Raw genomic sequence first — 21,681 nt, 5'->3', positions numbered from 1 at the left:
GAGCCGCTTTAGGGTTATACCTTAAATTTTCTGAGCTTTAAGGTATGAACGATAGACGATGCTGGTTTGCGAATCTGTCTGCTGATCGTCAATGTTTATCATTTTTCCGTCCGCAGTTCCAATCTTTATGTTATTGATAAGCATGTCGTAAATGCTTCCGTTAGACTTCAATTTTACCTGACCAATTACCGTTTGCTGGTCGGTTTGCCCTGTTACTTTGATAATCTCTGATAGAAAAACGACCGAAGCGGAATCCTTTCTGGCGACTACCTGGCCAGAAAGTGTTGTTGGTCCCTGCGTCACAGGCAGATTATATTCATACAGTGCTATTCCCGCGGAATCCAGCCTTATATAACTGACGGCATAGGTGCCTGCAATCGTGGTTCCCGCGTCAGCAACTGGTGTTGGATCCTTGCTTTTGCTGCACGAAAAAATGATTATGGCACAAGAAGCCATGGCAAGTATTTTTTTCATGCCTTTCGATTTAACAGAATTGGGGATGAATTATTCTAAAAGTTCAACGCCAAACCAACTCCCAATCCCTTGCGGCTTGGACCAAAATGAAGGCTTGCAGGATGACTGGTATTGAAGCGTTCACTTGTTCTTCGAAATTGTACTGTTGCACGATGATCGAGCCAGATCCCAACAATCCCGGTTAAAATACCTGCTCCTGCGATAGCAAAACCTACATCTCTCAAATCTCCATTATTGTGATGATCCTGCCCGCGTTCGTTGTCGGTATTGTTCGAACCTATGCCGTTATCGCCGTGATGTTCACTACCACTACCACCTCCATCACTGAGTACTGCAAGACCTAATCCTGCACCTATCAGCCCTAAACCGGCTGCCGAAGTAAGATATCCACCGATACGCAATGCTTTGCCACGCTGATAAGAATCATTTGCATTCGGTACCAACAACAGAATAGAGCGGGTTTCGTCACCTGACAACCTTTTACCCTGTGGAGTCGCAAACTGGCTGGCAAAAAATCCCCTTTTGTAAAGAATCTGATCCACCAATACACTATTTAATTTTGGTATGGTGTCATTGCCGGCAACAGAAATTACATATCCCGGTTTGCCAAAAACATCTTTGGTTCCATTAGCATACTTGATCAGCAAAACGTCTTTAATGGTGTAGGTATACACAGGTCCATCAGGATTATCCTGTTTTTTATATTTAATCTCAGAGGCAGAAACTTCCAGGACCTTCGCGGGCAATTCCATGCCATTTTTTAGGATAATGTTGTCTTGGGCAAAGAGTGAAGTACCGCCAGCTAACGAAATAAAAAGTGCGGCCGACATGGCCATTTTAAAAAAACAAACCATCATAGAGAACAAAACAGGGATACACTGTTTTCAAATGCCATTACGGATTGTCCGGAAAAATAGTGGGGTGAATGCTAAAAAATCTTTCCTCCAAAGAAAATACAGAATCGTACCACACCTTTGTTAGCCACCCTCCGTATGGAGAATGTGATGTCAAACTGACCGTCCCTTGCTTTTCAAAAGGAAGACTCTATTTAATGAACAGGACTTGCCAAGCGTTTTGGATGCCTGTAAAATCGGAAACCATCAGGCTCAACGATGTCTGATCAGACAATTCTTAGGATATGCGAAAAGCATCTCGGTAAGATATGCTGCTTCTTTTGAGGAAGCCGAAGAAATAGTTGATGACTGCTTTTTAAAGGTATTTCAAAATTTAGAACACTACGATGCTGCCCAACCTTTTAAAGCCTGGTTTCGAAGGATTGTTATTAACACAGCTATTGACTATTATCGAAAGAATCTTAAATGGCAGGGGCAAGCTAGCTTGGATGACCTGGAGGTCGCAGACTGTAGTCATGATATATTAAACGAAATATCGGCCCAGGAAATATTGGCGCTCGTTCAACGGCTTCCTCCTGCATACAGAATGGTATTTACTCTTTTTGTAATTGACGGATACTCACACAAGGAAATTGCAGGGATGCTTGGTATCCAGGAAGGGACGTCCAAATCCAATCTTAGGGATGCACGGCGAAAACTTCAGGGAATGATAAAACTAAACTTTCCTCATTTGTACCAACTTTATAACTGGCCTAACAAGGGATTTAATGCAAACTGAGAAATTTGACGAAGAATTCCGGAAAAAATTACTGGGGATAGAGCCGGTAACAAACGAAGACGAAGTCGATCGGATACACAATTATGTTTCTTCGAACGGTAAAATCGCACTCCATTTCCCATGGACCAAGTTCCTATTGTATGGATTAGCTGCTTCGTTATTGGTCGGCTCATTAACCTTTAATTACATTCAAAACCTTACCAATAGACAACTCTTTTCTTCTCTGGATTCTTTAAAAAGCAGAATCACTTCAATTGATCAACATACTCCTCAAAAAACGGCCCTGCGTATTGATACTGTATACATTAATAGATATATAGAAAAGAACATCGCGCCTGAAAATAATCAAGAATTGCTCTATGCCCAGCAGACGGATCCCTATCAAACCCAGCAGCCAGGTAATAGCGTATCCCTTGGAGAATCGGCCATTGGCCAAAACTTCAAAGCACCTGATTCGTCTGGCATTACGGGCTCTGGAACGGCGGGTCTATCAAGCAAATCATCGGATCAAAATAATGTGTCTGACTTAGAAATAAAGAACAATGCATCAGGCAATCCAGCAATTAAAAAAGAATATTCTCAAATAAAAAGTACTGAAAATAACCCTATTAACAAAGATGTATATAATAACATGAATAAGTTATTGACAACTAATCCAACAAAGAATTCTGAGGAAAATATCCAAAATATCAGATCAAATGAGGGAAATATAGTTAATGGAAGCAGAAACTGGTTACTGTCGGAACTAAGCAGGATTACCAAATTATATCCGACGCTTATCGGGTTGAAACTACCCGTTTTAAAATCTCCGGAAAGATTAACCTCAGTCACCAAAGACAAGCCCAAATACTATGCTCAATCGATCAAACCTATTTTGAAAAAAATGGATTATTTCGTGGGGGGAAGCTTTGACGCAGGTAATAGTCAGGTTGGAGGATCACTTCTTGGAGAGCTTCGGGTCACACCCAAATGGAGCTTTCAAACAGGTGTACGCTGGACTCAACTCACTGGCGACACTTACTATACAGCCGAACAGTACAGTCAACAGACTGGTAGTGATTTTCGGACGCTATATGCTCCATATGTCGCGCAAAATGTAGATTTGTTGAATATCGAACAAAATTACCAGCTTGTGCAAATCCCTCTAACAATTGCTTATCATTATCAAATATTTCCTAACTGGGCCATACGCTTCGGATTAGGAACTGATCTTTCGGTCTACTCCCAAAAACTCATCCGTTTTGATTATAAAGAAAACAGTCAATCCTTTGATCAGGGCGAGTACAATGCAAAATTAGCGGTAAAGCCTTTTAATGATCTTACAATAAATGCAGGCCTGGAACGTCGTTGGAACAATTTCCTGTTTAGGGTAAGTCCTTACTTAACCCCACAATTGCGGCGAACCGAATATTCCAAAGAAGACCTTTCCTGGGGCGCCAGGGTGCAGGTGTTGTATAAATTGAAGTAACAGAACGCCAGCAAACAACAATATTCGCAGATACAACTTTCCCGTCGACAGGAAAAATCAGTGCTTTAACGGTATAATTTAAATATAGGCTGGCTAATGCGTATAATAGCATCTTAATGCAGAATGTAACAATGAGCGTTAGTAAGACCGAAAAATATTTACCGCTGACATCACACATTCTAGCGTGTCTGATCTATTTGACACTTGTCATTAATGGCAATGCGTCGCACTTTAATTTCAATGGCTTTTCGCTTCACTAAGGGTAAATCGTCTTTGCCAATTGCGTAATCTTCTATCTTAATTAAGCCTGTCTTATTCTGATAATTCTGGCAAGTATCCAACTTCTGAGGCTTTCGCTACTGAATATTTTCTCAATAATTGGCCTTGCCATTTCAGTCTTAACAATACAACAAAACAACATTTTGGCACTATTTTGAATCGTTTCATTGACGTCGGCTGATTTGTGATTCTGCTGGTGATTGTGAGGTTCGGCCGCGATGAGTATAGGAAACTTCAAGAGGACAAGAATGCGAAAATGAGCAGCTCAAATCATCAATTTTTATTTAACGCATTCAATAACGCTTACCCTAGCGCTCGGGTGGTAATGGACATTCAATATTAGCTGATTCTCAGGTTCCGTAATTTTTCCTTCCCGACCTGAATCGGCATAGGGCCTGGATCACGGGTATTGTTTTGATAGATTGGGAAAACATGATTTATTACCCCTATATCCATTCCACATTCCTGTTCTTTATCGATTTTGCGATAAGATCCATACACTGCTGATCAGTTCAATTGGAAATATTAGCGCTGCCCTTTTCAAAAGATTTTGGGATATCAACAGGTCGAAATAACGAGGTTAATATTATTTAAAATGCAATCTTTACACCCGTAAATATCCCAAAACGACCGCCAATATTCTGTCCGTTGTGATTCAACCTCCATACCGCATCAATAGTAAGCACATTGAAAATGTTTTCAAAGCCAAAACCTGCCTCGGCATAAGGCGTTTTACCAGTTGTCTGTACGGGGTTGATCTTATTTAGTTCTTTGTTTGCAGCATTCATGTCACCCCAATATAAATTGCCAATAAGGCGCTCACGCACATGAAATTTTTGAAGCAAAGGGACATGATCTAATATTAACCCACCCATAGAATAACGCATCATCAGACTGGCGTAGCGATCGGCTACGAATTCATAAGGCCGCATGTTATTGAACGCGTATTTACTTGAAACATAATAAGGATTACCTCTTGGAACATTCAATAGTAAATAAGGCAAGGTACCAAAAACCTTACCGAAATTTAGGTTATAATAAAAGGATCCTTTTATCGGCATGTTGAACTCCTGCATAAGCCCAACATTGATTTTGTCGTAATCAAAATGATTGCCGGGAAGCATTTCGAAGCCTTTTACGTAATGAAAATTAATCACGGGAAAGCGGGTATAAATCCGGATTTTATCATAATTAAAAATCGTAGTCCGTTCATTATGTGCATATCTGAGGTTGATCCCTGCTTCACTTGTACTGATTGTGTGAAGCAAAGGTGACATATCTGCCAAACCTTCCGGGTGATAATTCAATGGGAAGGTAGGATTCATATCCTTATAATTCAGGAAAAATTTGGCCGACCAGTTGTGATTCAGGTCGTACTCTTGCTGCACTTTAAGTTGCCTTGTAAAGACCTGATACGCGGGAATATTTTTTCTTAGCCCAAGCGTAAAAATATTATCCATATCCATTTCATCATCATTTTCAGTGATCATGTCATAGTCCTGCCTTAGGATAAATTCGGTCTTGCTATACGGAGCTCTCGACGGCAGATATTTTATGCCAACCCCCATTTTCCATCTGTTATCTCTAAAACCGTAAGCCAGGTATCCATTCAGATTCCATTGTTTGTTGAAACCCTCCAAAGTCCAAACTCCAAGCCTTATACGCGTACCTTCAACAAAGTTTCCGCTGACCAGCGAAGACAGCGGCCCTACTCTTAGCCGATTAGCAAAATCCCAATATCCGGTCGCAATCAAAGTGGTGAGTTTGATACCTCTATTGAAGTCTTTATTATTTCGAAGCGAGTCCACCGCCGTATAAATTGCCTGTTCCCTGCTGCTTAATGGCGTTAGCCGCTGATCTTCCGTCAAAAGTCCTTCGCCTTGTGAAACCCCCAACATAGTTGGTTGGCCGATATTTAGTTTATATCCGGAAAATACACTGTTATTGTTCAATACCACCTGTTTTCCAGTAGTGTCTTCGCCAATAGGTAAGCCAAACAATTGTAAGCCATTGTGAAAACGGATAGATGTGTTGTTGGCAGATAGCACCCAAACTGAATCCGGCGTGGATCCCGCCTTGTTTTTTTTCTCTTCTGTTAAATCATTGTCAGGATGCTGTATTTGCTGGTACTGCTGCTCCACTTTAAAAGACCGGATGAAATTCAGGTTGACATTTTCACTGGTTTGCATGGATACTTTCGTGATGGCATAAGTATCTTCTTCTATCCAGAGCTGGCCATAAAAAGTATTTTCATTAGATGATTTTGGTGTGAAACTGACTTGTAAAGTCCTATGTACGGGTCCTGCCAGCGTGTCCAGAATCTCAAAATGATAGAAACCAAGCCCGATGTCGGATACCGGTCCGATAAATGAGGTTTTCAGGATCGGGATAATTCCGTCGTAAATGCCAGGAACTATATAAAACTTATCAAACTTGGGACCAAGCTGGTCCATTGAAAGGTTCATGGTCTTTTTAGACAAAAGCGTCCTGACGTTTGTATCTCCGGCTTTGGTATGATACAAAGACGACAGTTGTTCAGTAAAATAAACCGGCAGTGTATAGCCGCCTGTGCTATCTGCCGCTATCTGGTTGTAAATCCTGGCGGCTAATTGCAAGGTTCCCTTCCCCGACGTTTGTTTCAGGTTTAAAAGGTCAATTTCTGTTTTAAGATATTCATTCCGCTCAAAGCTCCTTAGCCGGTCAGGATCGTTGACCAGCTTGTGGGCGATCACTTTTTTGATCAAAGCTTTTCCCGGATCCTTGTATCCGATTACCTGTGCCTCTGCAAGCTCACCTGTATTTTCTTCTAATTCTACCTGCAGATCGGTCCTTGATCCCGTGATTAAAATCGTCTGAGCTTTAAAACCCATCGCAGATATTTGTAAAGAATCATTGGAAGAAGGAATTGGAAGCAGGAACTTACCGTTTTCGTCACACACGACACCGGTTTTGGCATGTAAAAAGTACAACGTAGCAAATGGAATGGCTGATTTGCTGGTTTTCTCAATCACTTCTCCTTGTAGTTTAATCACCTGAGCCAAGGTCTTATGGCAGAAAATAACACTAAAAACCAGGTACAAAAATACTCCATAGGTAATTTTTCTGGTCCTGGTCATTTGCGTTCGCTTTGTTAGTGGGCACTATTTTATTGGAACTTGAATTTTAGTCAGCTAACTACCTTTACGTAAATCAGATACGGCAGGTGGGGTTAAAAGCAAGAATTTCTTTTAGATATCAAATTTCTCAAGCTTTCCCTTACGAATTATATACACTTCATAATAATGCTTGCTAATACCAAATACTTCTTCCAGAATGAATTTATCGGCGCCTCTAATTAGCTTTCTGGCAATTATTTGTTTTTCAATCGGCAATTCGTTCATGCCTATTTTGTTCTCAAATTCTATCCCCTCATCATATTGAAATTCCAAAGCAAAATAACCCTGCCGCCATTGCAGCTGAGTTTCTATGCCACCTGAGACAGGTGTCAAACTGATGCCCGCCCCGTTATCCTGTACCAGGCGGCTTGCGGCACCACCAAAAAGACTTAGTCCGGATATCACCATCGCCGCATAGCCGATTCGTTTAAAAAAAGAAGGACTGATTTTTGGCAAAAGCCACTTCATTATCCATGATGACCCCAAGGCTGCAACGGCAATAAGCGCACCAAAGCCAATTGCTTTTATCGTAAGCAAACCAAAGGAAGCATATAAAGCCAGCTTGATTATGTGAAGCAGAATCTCGTTGGCTGCACGGGTTGCTACAATTTGTTCCTTACTCAAGCCAGACCGCAAATAAAAACGGTTGAATAACAAGCCGACTGCGCCTGTAAGTCCGGAAACAAAGCCAGCCGCCAGGCCGATCAATGAAAGGTAAATAACAGGTAACGAATCACTTTCCTCCGATACTATTCCTTTTTTGAGCAACGTCGGAAGATTGCCAACCAAAAATAAACCCAGGATCAGCTCCAGATATAATGGATTAATGAATTTGAGCAGCCATGCACCAAGCCAGACAGCAGGCAAGGCAGGAGGAACAAACCGTGCAACAATTTTCCAATCAATATGTGATCTAAAAATAGCAATCCTGGATAATGAACTCGATGCCGTTCCAATTGACAGTGCAGCAGGTACCTGAGCGGCGGGTACCATAGATTTTAAAATCGGTATCAAAAGCAGCCCCGCTCCTCCTCCACATACAACAGAGACAGAAAACGCAAATATTGAACTTAGAAATAAAAACAACTCTGAAAAAAACATCGGTTCCTTTTGTAATGTGTGCACAACATAACCACGCCGCGCTGGTACAAATTATAATATATTGATAAACAGCAGATCCTGAAATTTCAAAATCATCCCATTTTCCAAGTAATTACCAAACCTAACATGCAATACTGGAGTATTTTGGGATAGGCTTTAAAAAAGCCAACTGTGTGTTGAGTCTCTTAGAAATTGCCCTGTCCTAAACAAGGTTGAAAAATTCAGCTTTATTTAAAAATTCATTGCCGCACCCCACCCTTCATTACATCATCTCGTAATGATGAGAACTTATCATATCAGTTCCATTGGTGGAATTCTATGACTGCTCAAACGTGGGTTAATTCCGCTAATATCTATATACAATTTTAGTACGTCATGAAAATACTCCGCTCCGCCTTCATATTTTTGTTTACGCTGGTGGTTTTACTAGCAGTTAACCAATTTTTCTTCTGCCCACGGTTTCAGTTCTATAAGTCAGCTCCCTTTAGTGGAAAAACAATTTACAACCCGTATGAATCGACAAAACAACACCATTGGGTGAAATGTAATTTTCACGCACATGCCCGGAGTTGGAACGGCATTACCAATGGACATGGCACTGCCATCATGATTAACAGCGCTTACAAATCATTAAAATATGGTGTTCATTGTGTTTCCAATTATCAGAATATTGATACAACCGGCTGTATGGAAAAGAGTTATATTTCTGCATACGAACATGGGTACAACATCAACAAAACGCACCAGCTCGTGCTCGGAAGTACAAAAGTGCAGTGGCTCGATTACCTTTTCCCTCAAACACTCAATAATAAACAGGATGTACTCAATCATTTGAAATCATCCCATTCCATTATCGTTTTAAACCATCCCCAGTTGAGAAACGGCTACACCGACAGCGACTTTGCTTCATTAGCCGGTTACGATTGTCTGGAAGTCTTAAACCCTTCTGTTATTTCTACTGGTCAGTGGGATGCTGCCCTTTCTGCTGGAAAAAAGGTTTTTGTTATAGGCGACGATGACCTGCACAATGTTATTTCAAAGGACCGGCTTGGAAAGATGTGTACCTTTATTGACGTTGAAGAAAACAACAAAGATCTGGTTTTGAAAGCGCTTAAATCCGGAGATAGCTATGGTGTTGTAATTGGTGATCATCAGAATATTGATTCTATTCCTTATCTCAAAAGCCTGACAATTCATACGGACACAATCACGATTGAAGTAAGTCAGGCCGCTGCAGACATATTGATTACAGGTCAGAACGGAAAAACCCTACAATCCTTTACTCGTCTTGGAAAGGTTAAATTTGTACTCAATAAGAAAGATCACTACGCCAGGGCCACATTTGGATACAAAAATGGCACAAGGCTATTTTTAAACCCGGTATTTTATTCCGGTTCTGACGATATAAATCATCATGTAATTTCAGAAAATCTTCCGGAAACCATTTTATTCCGTTCACTGGGAGTAATAATTCTATTTATATGGCTGCTTGTGATGAGCAAAGTGTTTCTTTGCAAAAAATCCCACCGCTATTCTAGCCAATGGCTTGTACCAAAATAATAATTCCGGTTAACTAATGATTCAAACAAAATTCCCCTCCCATTCATTAGCTCAGATTATTGTCATAACAAGCCTGATACGCATTGTATTGGCCTATGGTCTTAACCTTGGCAACGATGAAGTGTATTATTTTACCTATGCCGTCCAACCCGACTGGAATCATTTTGACCATCCGCCATTAGTCGGTTTGTTTATCAGGCTCACTACACTAAACCTAAACTGGATTAACGACCTATCAATGCGCTTGCCAGCGATTTTTGGAGCGGCAATAAGCACATGGCTCATTGCAAAGTGCACCCAACAGATAGCCAGTAAAAGAGCAGGCACTTTTGCAGCTATTCTTTACAATACCTCCATTTACACGAGTCTTATTTCCGGGCTTTTCATTTTACCGGATTCGGTGCAGCTTATGTTCTGGATGGCAGCACTTTATAATATGTTAAAGATGGTCAGTGCACCACAAAAAGCTAACCACAACAAAAAGATCATATTAATTGGCTTCTGGATCGGGCTGGCGATGATGAGCAAAATTCATGGCATTTTTCTTTGGTTTGGTTTCTTTGGCTTTATTGTCTTCCACCAGCGTTCCTTATTAAAAAGCCCGTTTTTGTATCTGGCCTTATTGATAACCATTCTGTTTGTTTCACCTATTCTTTTTTGGAATTTTGGCAACGATTTTATTACATGGCGATTTCACAGCGAAAGAATTACGGTGCAGCATGGTATTAATTTCAAATCATTTCTGGTGACAACAATCGGCCAGATCGTTTATTCAAATCCAATACAGTTTGCGATTTACATGATTTCTCTTGCCGCAATACTTAGACACGAAAAGTTTTCAAGCAATCGATATCTTCAACTGCTGCTATGGTGCAGCGTTCCGATCATTTTTGCAACAACGCTGGTTTCCTTATTCAGAAATACACTCCCACATTGGAGCGGGCCTGGATTTTTGGGATTGATGATTATTGCAGCTGTTTACATCGATTATACCTTAAATCAATACTCAAGAAAAACATATCAGTTTTTAACTGCGGCTATTTTTTTAACCAGCTTTGTGTGCGTTGCTGGTCCTTTGCTTATCTACTTTTATCCGGGTACACTCTCAGACACGGCTTCTCTCGAAACTGGTCTGAATGATCCAACACTCGACCTACACGGCTGGGATGACCTGCTGCCGGCTTTTGATAAACTTCGAAAGGAGGATATTGCCAATAACAGAATGTCCCCAAACGACCCCTTAGTTACACATAAGTGGTTTCCTGGCGGACATATTTACCATTACGTCGCTTATCCTCTGAAAATGAGATTTATTGGATTAGGAAATTTGAACGATCTACATAAATTCCAATGGCTGAATTCGATGTATGGATCGATAAAGCCCGGAGCAAATGCATATTACATTTCGCCTTCTAATAATTTTGTCGATCCAAATCAACTTTATGGTAACTCGTTCAGTAGGATCGAAAAAGCAGCAAGCATTACTCAGAAACGCAGTGACAAAACAGTTCGTTACTGGCATGTTTACAGACTTTTGAAGGCAAATACTCGATTACCTATGGGAGTAGTTATACTTTAAAACAGAATTGCCTCTTGTTTAATAATACGTTTCATTTAATAATAACCTTCACCAATTTATCCAACAAATACACTATGGCTTAAGTACAATAAATGGGGTAAAACATCACAGGATTTTTGGGCCTCTTTTTTGGATCAGTTACGCTTTCAGCGAAAAGTTTGAGGTTTTAACAGATCCACAGGAAGCTATAATTGATTTTCTGAAAGCGGGGCCGCTGATATGTCTGGTATTGAGTCACTTAATAAAATTACAAACAATTATAATAAAGCTGAGAAAAAGGTTAAAATAAGGCATCTTAGTTCATATGCAGGCAGTTACTAAATAATGCAAAAGATGTCATCCATGTAGTTTCATTGAATATCTAACCTAACGCAGAACCATTTGATTTTAAAATTAGCCTGTGTAATTATTCACCATGGTAACTTACTAAGCCTTAACCAACATCTGTTCAAGGCAAAACTATCCTTTAGGTTAACACGGGCATTGCTTACTCAACACATTATTTGCAGCGCAACGACTTAAATGTGCAACAACCCCAATCCTCTTGGAAATATTTTAGTACTTTTGACTGTAATGAAAGCATTAGCCCTGATTTTATGCCTGAGACTGCTTTTGGTAAATTTTTTACCAAACCAGGATATGCATGAACTTTCCGGCATCGCAGATCTGATAGAGCATTATCAGGAGCACGAGCACGAGCATGCTGACCATGATGATGATCTCGATGATAATGACCATCATAATATCAGCTTTTTGGAGTTTTTAAGTATGCATTATGCAGACGAGCACCACAAAAACTCAGCCGGGCATGAAAATCTTCCATTCCATCACAGTCATCCCAGCACAGCTGTTAATTACTTTTTCACACCTATTTACAGTCTTGTCTTTCAGCCAGTGCACTATGCTGCTATTGAAAGGCCAAAATTTAGCTTTATTTCCAGGCTGATTTCCAGCTTTTCTTACTCCATCTGGCAACCGCCAAAATTCTGATCATTTAATTTTCTGTTATAACAATTCTTTTCAGGGTGCACTGGCTGCATCTTGGGTAGATTGATTTATTCTATCTATTAAATAATTCAGGATGCTTGACCGAATCATTCATTTTTCGATCTATAACAAACTTATAGTCGGCATTTTCACATTGGCGCTGATCGCCTGGGGAAGCTATTCGTTGACACGGCTTCCCATCGATGCGGTTCCCGACATTACCGATAACCAGGTAATGGTTATCACGATCAGCCCCACGCTTGCGGCCCAGGAAGTGGAAAGGCTGATCACTTTTCCGGTCGAGCAGACCATGGCCAGTATACCACAGATTGATCAGATCAGGTCATTTTCACGCTTCGGCCTTTCAATTGTTACCATCGTATTTAAAGAAAGCACGGATATTTACTGGGCCCGCCAGCAGATCAGCGAAAGACTCGTAGAAGCCGGGAAGCTAATACCAAAGGGGGTCGGAAACCCTGAAATGGCACCGGTTACAACAGGGCTAGGAGAAATATATCAGTATGTAATCCATCCCAAAAAAGGCTACGAAAATAAGTACGACGCCATGGAGCTTCGCACGATCCAGGACTGGATTGTCAAACGGCAGCTTCTTGGAACGCCCGGGGTAGCCGAAGTAAGCGGCTTTGGCGGGTATGTCAAACAGTATGAGATTGCCGTGAATCCGGACAGGCTGCAAAGCATGGGCGTAACGATGACCGACATTTTTACAGCCCTTGAAAAAAACAACCAGAACACCGGTGGCGCTTACATCAACAAAAATCCAACGGCCTACTTTATCCGCAGTGAAGGTCTGGTTAAAAGCCTGGAAGATCTTGGAAAGATTGTAGTTAAAAACAACGGAAGCACACCCGTCTTCATCCGTGACGTGGCTACGGTACGCTTCGGAAGCAGCGTCCGTTACGGGGCAGCTACCCGCAATGGTGAAGGTGAAACGGTGACGGGGATTGTGATGATGCTCAAAGGAGCAAATTCCTCCCAGGTCATCGATGATGTGAAAGCGCGGATTGAACAGATCAAAAAAACTTTGCCGGAAGGCGTTACGATCGAGCCCTTTTTAGACCGTCAGAAGCTTGTCGATGGAGCGATCCATACGGTTTCAAAAAACCTGATTGAAGGCGCGCTGATCGTCATTTTCATCCTGATCCTTTTTCTGGGAAATCTCAGGGCCGGCCTTGTTGTTGCTTCGGTTATCCCATTGGCGATGCTTTTTGCCATTTCGATGATGAACCTGTTTGGTGTTTCGGGTAATTTGATGAGTCTGGGCGCGATTGACTTTGGGCTGATCGTCGATGGTGCGGTAATTATTGTCGAAGCAACCCTTCACCACATTGTCGGAAAAAAATATACCCACCGCCTTTCCCAAAATGAAATCGATGATGAAGTGTATCAGGCAACTACTAACATCCGAAGCTCGGCATCTTTCGGGGAAATAATTATCCTGATGGTTTACCTGCCCCTTTGGGCACTCGTCGGCATTGAGGGGAAAATGTTCCGGCCTATGGCCCAAACCGTCTCATTTGCTATCCTGGGTGCTTTCATACTTTCACTTACCTATGTGCCGATGATCGCAGCGCTGGCATTAAGCAAAAAGACCGATCATACACCTAATATTTCTGATAAAATGATGCAGTTTTTTCAGCGGCTCTATACCCCGGTGATCAAAGCGGCCATGCGGGCCAAGGCGGTTGTCGTGATCCTTGCCGTTGGACTTTTTGCATTAAGCCTTTTCGTATTTTCTTCTCTTGGCGGTGAGTTTATACCACAGTTAGACGAAGGTGATTTTGCTGTTGAGACCCGCGTTTTGACCGGAAGCTCGATTGACCAGATGCTGGATGTATCTAAAAAAGCACAGAAAATCATCCTGAAATTTCCGGAGGTCAAACAGGTGGTCAACAAGATTGGTTCGGGTGAGATCCCGACTGATCCGATGCCTATTGAGGCCGGTGATATGATGATCATTCTCAAAGATAAATCAGAGTGGACTACTGCATCTTCCAGGGAAGAGCTGGCTGAAAAAATGCAGACAGCACTGGCCGTAATCCCGAATGCTACTTTTGGTTTTCAACAGCCGATCCAGATGCGTTTTAATGAACTGATCACCGGCGCAAAACAGGATGTTGTGTTGAAAGTTTATGGTGAAGACCTGGATGTGCTCTCTCAGCTTGCTGGCAGTATCGGCCGCTTGATCCGTCACGTGGACGGTGTACAGGATCTGTACGTGGAAGAAGTCACTGGTCAGCCCCAGATACAAATTGATTTTGACCGTGATAAGATCGCGATGTACGGTTTGAACATTGAAGATGTAAACCAGGTGATCCGCACGGGTTTTGCAGGTGAAAATGCAGGCCTTGTTTATGAAGGCGAAAGGAGGTTTGAGATGGTGGTGCGCCTGGACAGCATGAGCCGGAAAGAAATCGAAGATGTCAGGGACTTGTATGTAAGCACCCCTTCCGGCAGACAGATCCCCTTGCAGGAGCTGGCCAGCATTGAATACAAGGAAGGCCCTAACCAGATCCAGCGCGACAATGCAAAACGAAGGATCACACTGGGCTTCAACGTCAGAAGCCGCGACGTGCAAAGCATCGTTGCCGACATTCAAGGAATTATTGATACGAAAATGAAACTGCCGGTAGGTTACTATGTGACTTATGGCGGTCAGTTTGAAAATTTACAGGCAGCCAAAGAGCGCTTATCCATTGCTGTTCCGGTGGCTTTGACACTGATCCTGTTACTGCTTTATTTTACGTTTAACTCGCTTAAACAAAGTTTGCTGATCTTTTCAGCCATCCCGCTTTCCGCGATTGGAGGGGTATTCGCTCTTTACATTCTCGGTCTGCCATTCAGTATTTCGGCGGGAGTTGGCTTTATCGCGCTCTTTGGCGTAGCGGTTTTGAACGGGATCGTTTTAATCGGCGAGTTTAACCGGCTTGAAAAAGATGGTATCACAGACATCTACCAAAGGGTGATTCAGGGTACACAGATCAGGCTTAGGCCGGTACTTATGACTGCGGCCGTCGCTTCTCTTGGCTTTCTTCCCATGGCACTTTCCCAAAGCTCAGGTGCTGAAGTGCAAAGACCGCTGGCAGCAGTCGTGATTGGTGGTCTGATCACAGCCACCCTTTTAACACTGATCGTGCTGCCTGTGCTTTACATCTATTTTGGCTCGATTAAGCCCAAGGGAAATAAAGGAGTGCCTGCTGCTGCCATCGCCTTACTTTTAGCTGTGGTACTTGCCAGTCCCTTGATGGCGCAAACGCCGGTGCAACAATCCGAAACATTAGCGAGAACAGTAACCCTTCCGCAGGCCATTGAGATGGCTTTGAAGAATAACAGCGGGCAAAAAATAGCTTCATTGGCCACCGACCGTGAAAAGGCACTGCTCAAAGGCACTGTCAATCTTCCAAAAACCGATTTTCTCTTCTCACAGGGAAACATCAACAGCCAGGAGCGGGACAACTCCTTTAATCTGACCCAGCGACTAGCATTTCCAACACTTTATGGAAGCCAGAAAAAACTGGCACAGGCCCGCATTGAAAGCAGCCAGCTCGGGCAGGCCGTTCGAAGTAATGAACTGATCCGGGATGTGAAGTCCGCCTACAGCAGTTTGGTTTACTTTAAGGCCAAAGGACTGGTTCTATCTGAACAGAACAGCATTTATTCGGGACTTATGAAAGCGAGCGATCTTCGCTATCAGGCCGGAGAAACGAGCCATCTGGAAAAGGCTACATCGGCGGCACAGGCCATGGAGGTTCAAAATCTGATCCGGCAGAATCAGGCTGATATCACCATCGCGAAGCAGCAGCTGCAAACGCTTCTGAATACGAATGAAGCCATCACAGCTTCCGAGCAGACCCTTACCAAACTGTCGCTTCATCTGTCATTAGTCGATAGCGCTGCAATAATCAAAAATCCTGTCTTACAGTATTTAAAACAGGAAATTGCCGTCAGTCAGCAGCAGCTTCAGGTAGAGCGGCAGAAGAAACTGCCTGAAATCGTTTTGGGATATACCAACCAATCGTTCCGCGGTGTGCAAATTGCAACAGGAATCCAGGAAGCCTTTTCGCTCGCTGACCGGTTCCATGTTCTGCACGCTGGTGTCTCAATTCCTTTACTTCCGGGAGGTTACCGTGCATCGGCGAGCGCCGCCAGGATTTCAGAGCAAATCGCCAGGACTCAGCTTGAATATGAAGCTACTAATCTTTCCGGCGAGTTAAAATCGCTGATTACAGAATTTAACAAAAACCGGATTGCTCTGGAGTATTACGAAAGTACTGCGCTGCCGCAGGCCGCCTTGATCATTAGCCAGGCGCGAGCAGGTTTTAGTAGCGGTGAAACTTCTTACACCCAGCTGCTGCAAAGCGTTTCGGTTGCCAGCCGGATTAAATCCGATAACCTGGACAAACTCTATTTGTATAACCTGACCGTTCAGCAGATCCAGACCCTATCAGGTGTCCAGTAAACAATCTTTCAAAACTCTGATTTATGAAAAATATAAAAAGCATCCTTTTAAGTTCGGCCCTTGGACTAATACTGCTGAGTGCATGTGGTAAAAAACAAGACACTACCAGTGAAGATGCTGTAAAAAAGGATAGCACCGCGCTGTCAGCCCAAGCCGATGAAATTACCTTTTCCAAAGACCAGTACACGATGGCAGGTATTCAAACCGGAAAGGTCGAGTCACGCAATTTGAACAGCATTATCAAAGCGACCGGTATGATCGATGTAGAGCCTTCCAGTGTAGTGACGATATCGGCACCACTTGGCGGTTACATCAAAAGTGCGGGCCTTCTTGCGGGCCAAGCCATCAAAAAAGGACAGGTTATCGCAACACTGGAAAACCCTGAATTTATTGATATACAACAGCAGTACCTGGAAAGTAGTAGCCGGGTGACACTTTTGCAGAAGGAATTTGACCGTCAGCAGCTGCTTCGAAGCCAGGATGTCAATGCGGCGAAAACCTTGCAGCAGGTAACTTCTGATCTGCAGGTGATGAAGTCAAAGCTCGCCGCATTGGAAGCGAAAATATCTATGGCTGGAATCAATAAAGCGGCGTTATCAGAAGGTAAGATCCTGCCATCAGCGCATTTATACTCGCCCATTACTGGATATGTCCGCACAAGCAACATCAATATTGGTAAGTATGTCAATCCCACAGATGTACTCTTTGAGCTGGCCAAAAATGGCGAATTGCATCTGGCTCTCAATGTTTTTGAAAAAGACATTAACCAGATCCGTGTCGGGCAATCCATCCGTTTCGGGCTGGGCAGCCAGCAGCAAGTAGACCGCACGGCCACTGTATTTTTGATCGGGAAAGCGACCGCAGACGACCGGATGATCCCGGTCCACTGTCACTTGCCTAAATCATCAGCCAAAGGACTGCTGCCAGGCATGTATGTCAAAGCCTGGATTGAAAAGGCCGCTGATGCTGTGCCGATTCTGCCTAATGAAGCCGTCGTTCAATCAGAAGGCAAAGATTATATTTTCATCCAGACAGCTCAGTCGGAAAAGGGCTTTACCTACAAGATGGTTCCCGTAAAAAAAGGAATCCAGCAGGATAATCTCACCCAGGTAACGTTTCCTTCCACGGTTGCATCTGATGCTATTATTGTGACAAAGGGAGCCTATACGTTGCTTTCGGCCCTGATCAACGCCTCACAAGAAGAATAATATACGAGCCGTAAAAGTAGCTCGATTTAAAACCGGATTATATGCAAAATAGCGCAGTCACTGCTCTTGCCGAGCCTTTCAAAGCTTTACGCAACCGCGTATTTGCCAAACTATACTTTGCTCAGACGATCAGTCTGCTTGGTGATGCTTTTACCTGGATCGGACTGGCGCTTCTCTCCTACCAGTTTGGTATGGAGCGTTCTGCGATTATCCTATCGACTGCTTTGACGCTACGTGTAATTGCCTTCATCATTTTTTCTCCCTTTGCAGGCGTGTTAGCCGACCGGGTTGACCGAAAAAAAATCCTGTATATCACCCATTGTATCAGAATGGTGATTGTGATCTGTATGGTGTTTATCACCAAGGAATGGCAGATCTATTTGCTTGTTTTTCTTTTGAATATCTTCAATGCTTTTTTTACACCAACTTACCGCTCTATTATCCCGCATATAGTTGCCAAGGATCAGTACCGGCAGGCGATCGGGCTTTCAAGTGCTACCTTCCAGCTGCTGGGCGTTCTTGGGCCGGGGCTTGCCGGGATCATGGCGGTCTGGTTTGGCGCAAGAAATATCTTTCTGGTCGATGCGGTTTCTTTCGTGCTTGCAGGGAGTTTGATCCTGATGCTTCCGGCTGATCTTTTAAGAAATTCGAAAACTGAAACTGCTGAAAAAACGATTTCAACATGGCAGGATGTTCTGCATGGTGCCAGGCTTCTCTTTTCAAATCCGCTGATCCGTTTTTCACTGGTTATAGAATTCATATCTGCCATTGCAGGTGCGCAGATTCTGGTCAAAACAGTCGGGCATGTAAAAGAAGGACTAAAACTTACCGATCAGCATTATGGGTGGGTCATGGCAGCATTTGGCATAGGCGCATCCATTGCCGCTTTCTTTTCAGGCAGTTTTGATAAAAGTAAGAGCCGGAGGCTATCGCTTTTATCAGGTGCCCTTCTTCTGGGACTGGCCGTTATCACGGCAAACTATGTCGGTTTTACGGTTTTGCTGGTGCTATGGCTTGTTGCCGGTTTAGGCCAAAGCCTGGCGGAGATACCATCAGAAACACTGATCGGGGAAAACATTGAAGATGCCCAGCAAGGAAAAGTGTACGGTTCCCACTTTGCTTTTTCCCATTTGTGGTGGGCGATTGCTTATCCCATTGCCGGTTTCTGGGGAAGTAGTTTTCCCGGAAAAGACTTCCTATATGGTGGTATGCTGACACTTGGACTGCTGATTACCGCTTTTCTTTTTTTTCGGCCTAAACCCTCAAACGGCAAAAGGATACTGGGATAAGTATACTTTTTCAAAACAAAAACTTACCAAACAATCTTACTAGTTTCTCATCTAATCTCAATTTTTATGAAACGAATGCTTATTTTTTCTCTGTTGTCTTTCGGCTTTTTGACGGCATGTTCATCTAAATCCGAAAAAGGAACACATACCCATGATGACGGTAAAGTGCACGCGGATCACACTGATTCCACCATGACAGCTGGGACAGATTCTACTGGCATTAACCACGCCGACTCTACTGCGCATGGTCATAGCCACGACAAGGCTGAAACAGACACAACGGTCCATGGCCACAGCCACGACAAACACTAACAGAGTTTAGATATATTCGCAGGTAATGAGGGATTCCCGGATTAATTGCTTTGAAGAAACAAGTTAATCCGGGGCCCCTTGTTACACATCCATTCTTATTTACATGATGCACAAAAAACTTTTATTTTTCAGTCTTACATGCCTGCTCAGTCTAGCTTCCAGCAGTATTTCCGCCCATGGCGTCGATGTTAAGACCAAGTCTTTTTTAATTGGTAATGAAGGCGCAGCGTTTATTCCTTTTTTATATATTGGCGCCAAACACATGATTACCGGTTACGATCATATTCTGTTTTTGGTTGGGGTGATCTTCTTTCTTTATAAGCCAAAAGACATTCTGGTCTATGTGAGTTTCTTTACCATCGGGCACAGTCTGACATTACTTTTGGGTGTACTGAGCAACACCTCGATCAATGCGTACCTGATTGATGCCATTATTGCCTTTTCCATTGTCTATAAGGGTTTTGATAATCTGGGTGGTTTCAAAAAGATATTTGGCGTACAGCCCAATACAAAAGCCGCCGTTTTGATCTTTGGCTTATTTCACGGATTCGGGCTGGCAAGTAAGTTGCAGGACTTTAAATTTGGAAAAGAGGGGCTGATCACTAACCTCATCGGCTTTAACATTGGCGTTGAAATCGGCCAGTTCCTTTCCCTTATTTTAGTCCTTCTGGTCATAAACGCCTGGCGTTATAGCGACAGTTTCAAACGGTTCTCTACATTGACCAACACACTTCTGATGGCAGCTGGATTTCTTTTGATCGGCTATCAGTTAACCGGCTATTTTTCACAATAAACCCCAAAGATCATGAAAGATATCAATCCACCTCTTTTAGAGACCAGACAAATAATCAAAGCGACAATCGGCGCACTTATCCTGGCAAGCGTAGTTTTTGTGATAGCTGTCCTGCCCGCCGAGTATGGATTAGATCCGCTGGGAACTGGTAAGTTACTGGGGTTTAGTGGTCTTTATCAACCTGATACACCGATCGCAGATACAACTGTTAAAACAGATGTATCAAAAGCCTATCCGGTGCTAAAACTTGAAGAACTTGGATCCGGCCCGAATGTCCCAACTCCAAAAGAGGTTTACAATCCTGCCCCTTCCAAACAGTTTGAGCAGCGCCAGGACATTGTAACAATCCGGGTACCGGCTGGCAAAGGACTTGAATACAAAATGAATGTCTTAAAATACGGGCAGGTAAAATACGAATGGGTTACTGATAAAGGTGTACTTTATTTTGATTTTCATGGAGAACCCAAGCAGGCTAACCCTGGTAAAGATGAGTACTATGATAGCTATACAGCAGCTTATTCCAACAACATGATCGGGACATTTCTAGCTCCCTTTGAAGGGCGTCACGGGTGGTATTTCAAAAATAAGACTGATAAAGAAATCGTTGTAAACCTTCGGATTCAGGGACAATATATGCTAGATGCCGAGTAATTACTATTAAACAATGAGTGGAATGCCTGCGTACATTTCACTCATTGTTGCGTAAAATATCCAGGATTGCTGGCCAGAAATCTCACCTGATATCAAACCACTGATCGACCTGGTCACTACCAATGAAGAATCGGTATATCTTGGTGATAAGTTTTGATGCTCACGCTTGCAAGGTCAACATCAAGTCTAGCGGCAATGATATTTTTTGTGTTCTTAATACAGATGAATACCGCTTTTCCTAAATAATTATTTTACATACTGCCTGAGCTGTTCTCCAAACTACGTAGCGATGTCTGGCGGGCTGACAGGCGCAATCGTATAAATCATGGCTTCTTTTTAACTTCACCCTGGTTGATTTTTTTACCCAGCCAGATGACAAATCTGAGCGTTGGTCAGTTACACTTACTGCTCTGTCGGCAATCGTAATCTTCTTTGTATCCTGCATAAATATATCAAAGTTTCACACTGATAAACCATGTCTGAATCCGCTATCTTAAATACTAAAAGCCTAAGATGAAAATGTATGTTTCGATTAGAAATTCGGTTTGTATGCGCAAAGTTACTCGGCTCGCTTCATTTTAGCAGATGATCTTGCTCGCCCCGGAACCTGTCTAATATATAGTTTCACCCATCTAAACATTTTGGATCGCCAGTAACTTTGGATTTTAATCAGTCATACCAACTTCCAATACCAGCACAATTATGATCTTGTA

The 21,681-nt window shown here is 42.8% G+C and carries 14 protein-coding genes; 10 read left to right on the top strand and 4 right to left on the bottom strand.

Annotated features, from left to right (window positions below):
* Positions 1-21: 21 nt before the first annotated feature.
* The gene (locus E0F88_RS19565; RefSeq protein WP_131959972.1) at positions 22-474 is read right to left on the bottom strand and encodes a hypothetical protein; all 453 of its coding nucleotides are present in this window, start codon (positions 472-474) and stop codon (positions 22-24) included.
* Positions 475-509: 35 nt separating this feature from the next.
* Positions 510-1,331, bottom strand: a complete 822-nt coding sequence (locus tag E0F88_RS19560) for a hypothetical protein (RefSeq protein ID WP_131959971.1) — start codon at positions 1,329-1,331, stop codon at positions 510-512.
* Between the two features lie 166 nt (positions 1,332-1,497).
* On the opposite strand from E0F88_RS19560, the gene E0F88_RS19555 reads away from it, so the two are divergent.
* Positions 1,498-2,106 (top strand): RNA polymerase sigma factor, encoded by a 609-nt coding sequence (locus E0F88_RS19555; protein WP_131959970.1) that lies wholly within the window; start codon positions 1,498-1,500, stop codon positions 2,104-2,106.
* Positions 2,096-3,574 carry a hypothetical protein gene (locus E0F88_RS19550; protein ID WP_131959969.1) on the top strand — a complete coding sequence of 493 codons (1,479 nt, stop codon included), beginning with the start codon at positions 2,096-2,098 and terminating at the stop codon, positions 3,572-3,574. The genes E0F88_RS19555 and E0F88_RS19550 overlap by 11 nt, the downstream gene beginning before the upstream one ends.
* Positions 3,575-4,443: 869 nt before the next feature.
* Here the strand turns inward: E0F88_RS19550 and E0F88_RS19545 are convergent.
* Entirely contained in the window at positions 4,444-6,969 is a 2,526-nt protein-coding gene (locus E0F88_RS19545) for a DUF5686 and carboxypeptidase-like regulatory domain-containing protein (protein ID WP_131959968.1), read from the bottom strand.
* 111 nt (positions 6,970-7,080) lie between these two features.
* Entirely contained in the window at positions 7,081-8,109 is a 1,029-nt protein-coding gene (locus E0F88_RS19540; protein WP_131959967.1) for a sulfite exporter TauE/SafE family protein, read from the bottom strand.
* Between the two features lie 537 nt (positions 8,110-8,646).
* Between E0F88_RS19540 and E0F88_RS19535 the strand changes: the two genes are divergently transcribed.
* The 8 genes from E0F88_RS19535 (at position 8,647) to E0F88_RS19495 (ending at position 20,968) form a co-directional block, all read left to right on the top strand.
* Positions 8,647-9,669, top strand: a complete 1,023-nt coding sequence (locus E0F88_RS19535) for a CehA/McbA family metallohydrolase domain-containing protein (RefSeq protein WP_131959966.1) — start codon at positions 8,647-8,649, stop codon at positions 9,667-9,669.
* A 16-nt stretch (positions 9,670-9,685) separates the two neighbouring features.
* Complete coding sequence (locus E0F88_RS19530) at positions 9,686-11,248, top strand: glycosyltransferase family 39 protein (protein WP_131959965.1); 1,563 nt, start codon at positions 9,686-9,688, stop codon at positions 11,246-11,248.
* Between the two features lie 573 nt (positions 11,249-11,821).
* The gene (locus E0F88_RS19525) at positions 11,822-12,238 is read left to right on the top strand and encodes a hypothetical protein (protein WP_131959964.1); all 417 of its coding nucleotides are present in this window, start codon (positions 11,822-11,824) and stop codon (positions 12,236-12,238) included.
* A gap of 91 nt (positions 12,239-12,329) precedes the next feature.
* Positions 12,330-16,715: a CusA/CzcA family heavy metal efflux RND transporter gene (locus E0F88_RS19520; RefSeq protein ID WP_131959963.1), complete on the top strand. Its 4,386-nt coding sequence runs from the start codon at positions 12,330-12,332 to the stop codon at positions 16,713-16,715.
* Between the two features lie 23 nt (positions 16,716-16,738).
* A complete protein-coding gene (locus tag E0F88_RS19515) occupies positions 16,739-17,923 on the top strand; it encodes an efflux RND transporter periplasmic adaptor subunit (RefSeq protein WP_131959962.1) in 1,185 nt (394 codons plus the stop codon).
* A 41-nt stretch (positions 17,924-17,964) separates the two neighbouring features.
* The gene (locus tag E0F88_RS19510) at positions 17,965-19,212 is read left to right on the top strand and encodes an MFS transporter (RefSeq protein ID WP_131959961.1); all 1,248 of its coding nucleotides are present in this window, start codon (positions 17,965-17,967) and stop codon (positions 19,210-19,212) included.
* Positions 19,213-19,627: 415 nt separating this feature from the next.
* Positions 19,628-20,317 (top strand): HupE/UreJ family protein, encoded by a 690-nt coding sequence (locus E0F88_RS19500; RefSeq protein ID WP_131959959.1) that lies wholly within the window; start codon positions 19,628-19,630, stop codon positions 20,315-20,317.
* 12 nt (positions 20,318-20,329) lie between these two features.
* Positions 20,330-20,968 carry a hypothetical protein gene (locus tag E0F88_RS19495; RefSeq protein ID WP_131959958.1) on the top strand — a complete coding sequence of 213 codons (639 nt, stop codon included), beginning with the start codon at positions 20,330-20,332 and terminating at the stop codon, positions 20,966-20,968.
* Positions 20,969-21,681: the final 713 nt, after the last annotated feature.

Source organism: Dyadobacter psychrotolerans (assembly GCF_004349265.1).
Lineage (GTDB): Bacteria > Bacteroidota > Bacteroidia > Cytophagales > Spirosomataceae > Dyadobacter > Dyadobacter psychrotolerans.
Note: the sequence above shows the minus strand (reverse complement) of the source record. Positions and strands in the feature narration are given on the sequence as shown.

Bases quoted from the DNA above. Each gene is read 5' to 3' on its own strand.
- E0F88_RS19565 (WP_131959972.1), bottom strand. From the start codon at position 474: ATGAAAAAAATACTTGCCATGGCTTCTTGTGCCATAATCATTTTTTCG.
- E0F88_RS19560 (WP_131959971.1), bottom strand. From the start codon at position 1,331: ATGATGGTTTGTTTTTTTAAAATGGCCATGTCGGCCGCACTTTTTATT.
- E0F88_RS19550 (WP_131959969.1), top strand. From the start codon at position 2,096: ATGCAAACTGAGAAATTTGACGAAGAATTCCGGAAAAAATTACTGGGG.
- E0F88_RS19545 (WP_131959968.1), bottom strand. From the start codon at position 6,969: ATGACCAGGACCAGAAAAATTACCTATGGAGTATTTTTGTACCTGGTT.
- E0F88_RS19540 (WP_131959967.1), bottom strand. From the start codon at position 8,109: ATGTTTTTTTCAGAGTTGTTTTTATTTCTAAGTTCAATATTTGCGTTT.
- E0F88_RS19530 (WP_131959965.1), top strand. From the start codon at position 9,686: ATGATTCAAACAAAATTCCCCTCCCATTCATTAGCTCAGATTATTGTC.
- E0F88_RS19525 (WP_131959964.1), top strand. From the start codon at position 11,822: ATGAAAGCATTAGCCCTGATTTTATGCCTGAGACTGCTTTTGGTAAAT.
- E0F88_RS19520 (WP_131959963.1), top strand. From the start codon at position 12,330: ATGCTTGACCGAATCATTCATTTTTCGATCTATAACAAACTTATAGTC.
- E0F88_RS19515 (WP_131959962.1), top strand. From the start codon at position 16,739: ATGAAAAATATAAAAAGCATCCTTTTAAGTTCGGCCCTTGGACTAATA.
- E0F88_RS19510 (WP_131959961.1), top strand. From the start codon at position 17,965: ATGCAAAATAGCGCAGTCACTGCTCTTGCCGAGCCTTTCAAAGCTTTA.
- E0F88_RS19500 (WP_131959959.1), top strand. From the start codon at position 19,628: ATGATGCACAAAAAACTTTTATTTTTCAGTCTTACATGCCTGCTCAGT.
- E0F88_RS19495 (WP_131959958.1), top strand. From the start codon at position 20,330: ATGAAAGATATCAATCCACCTCTTTTAGAGACCAGACAAATAATCAAA.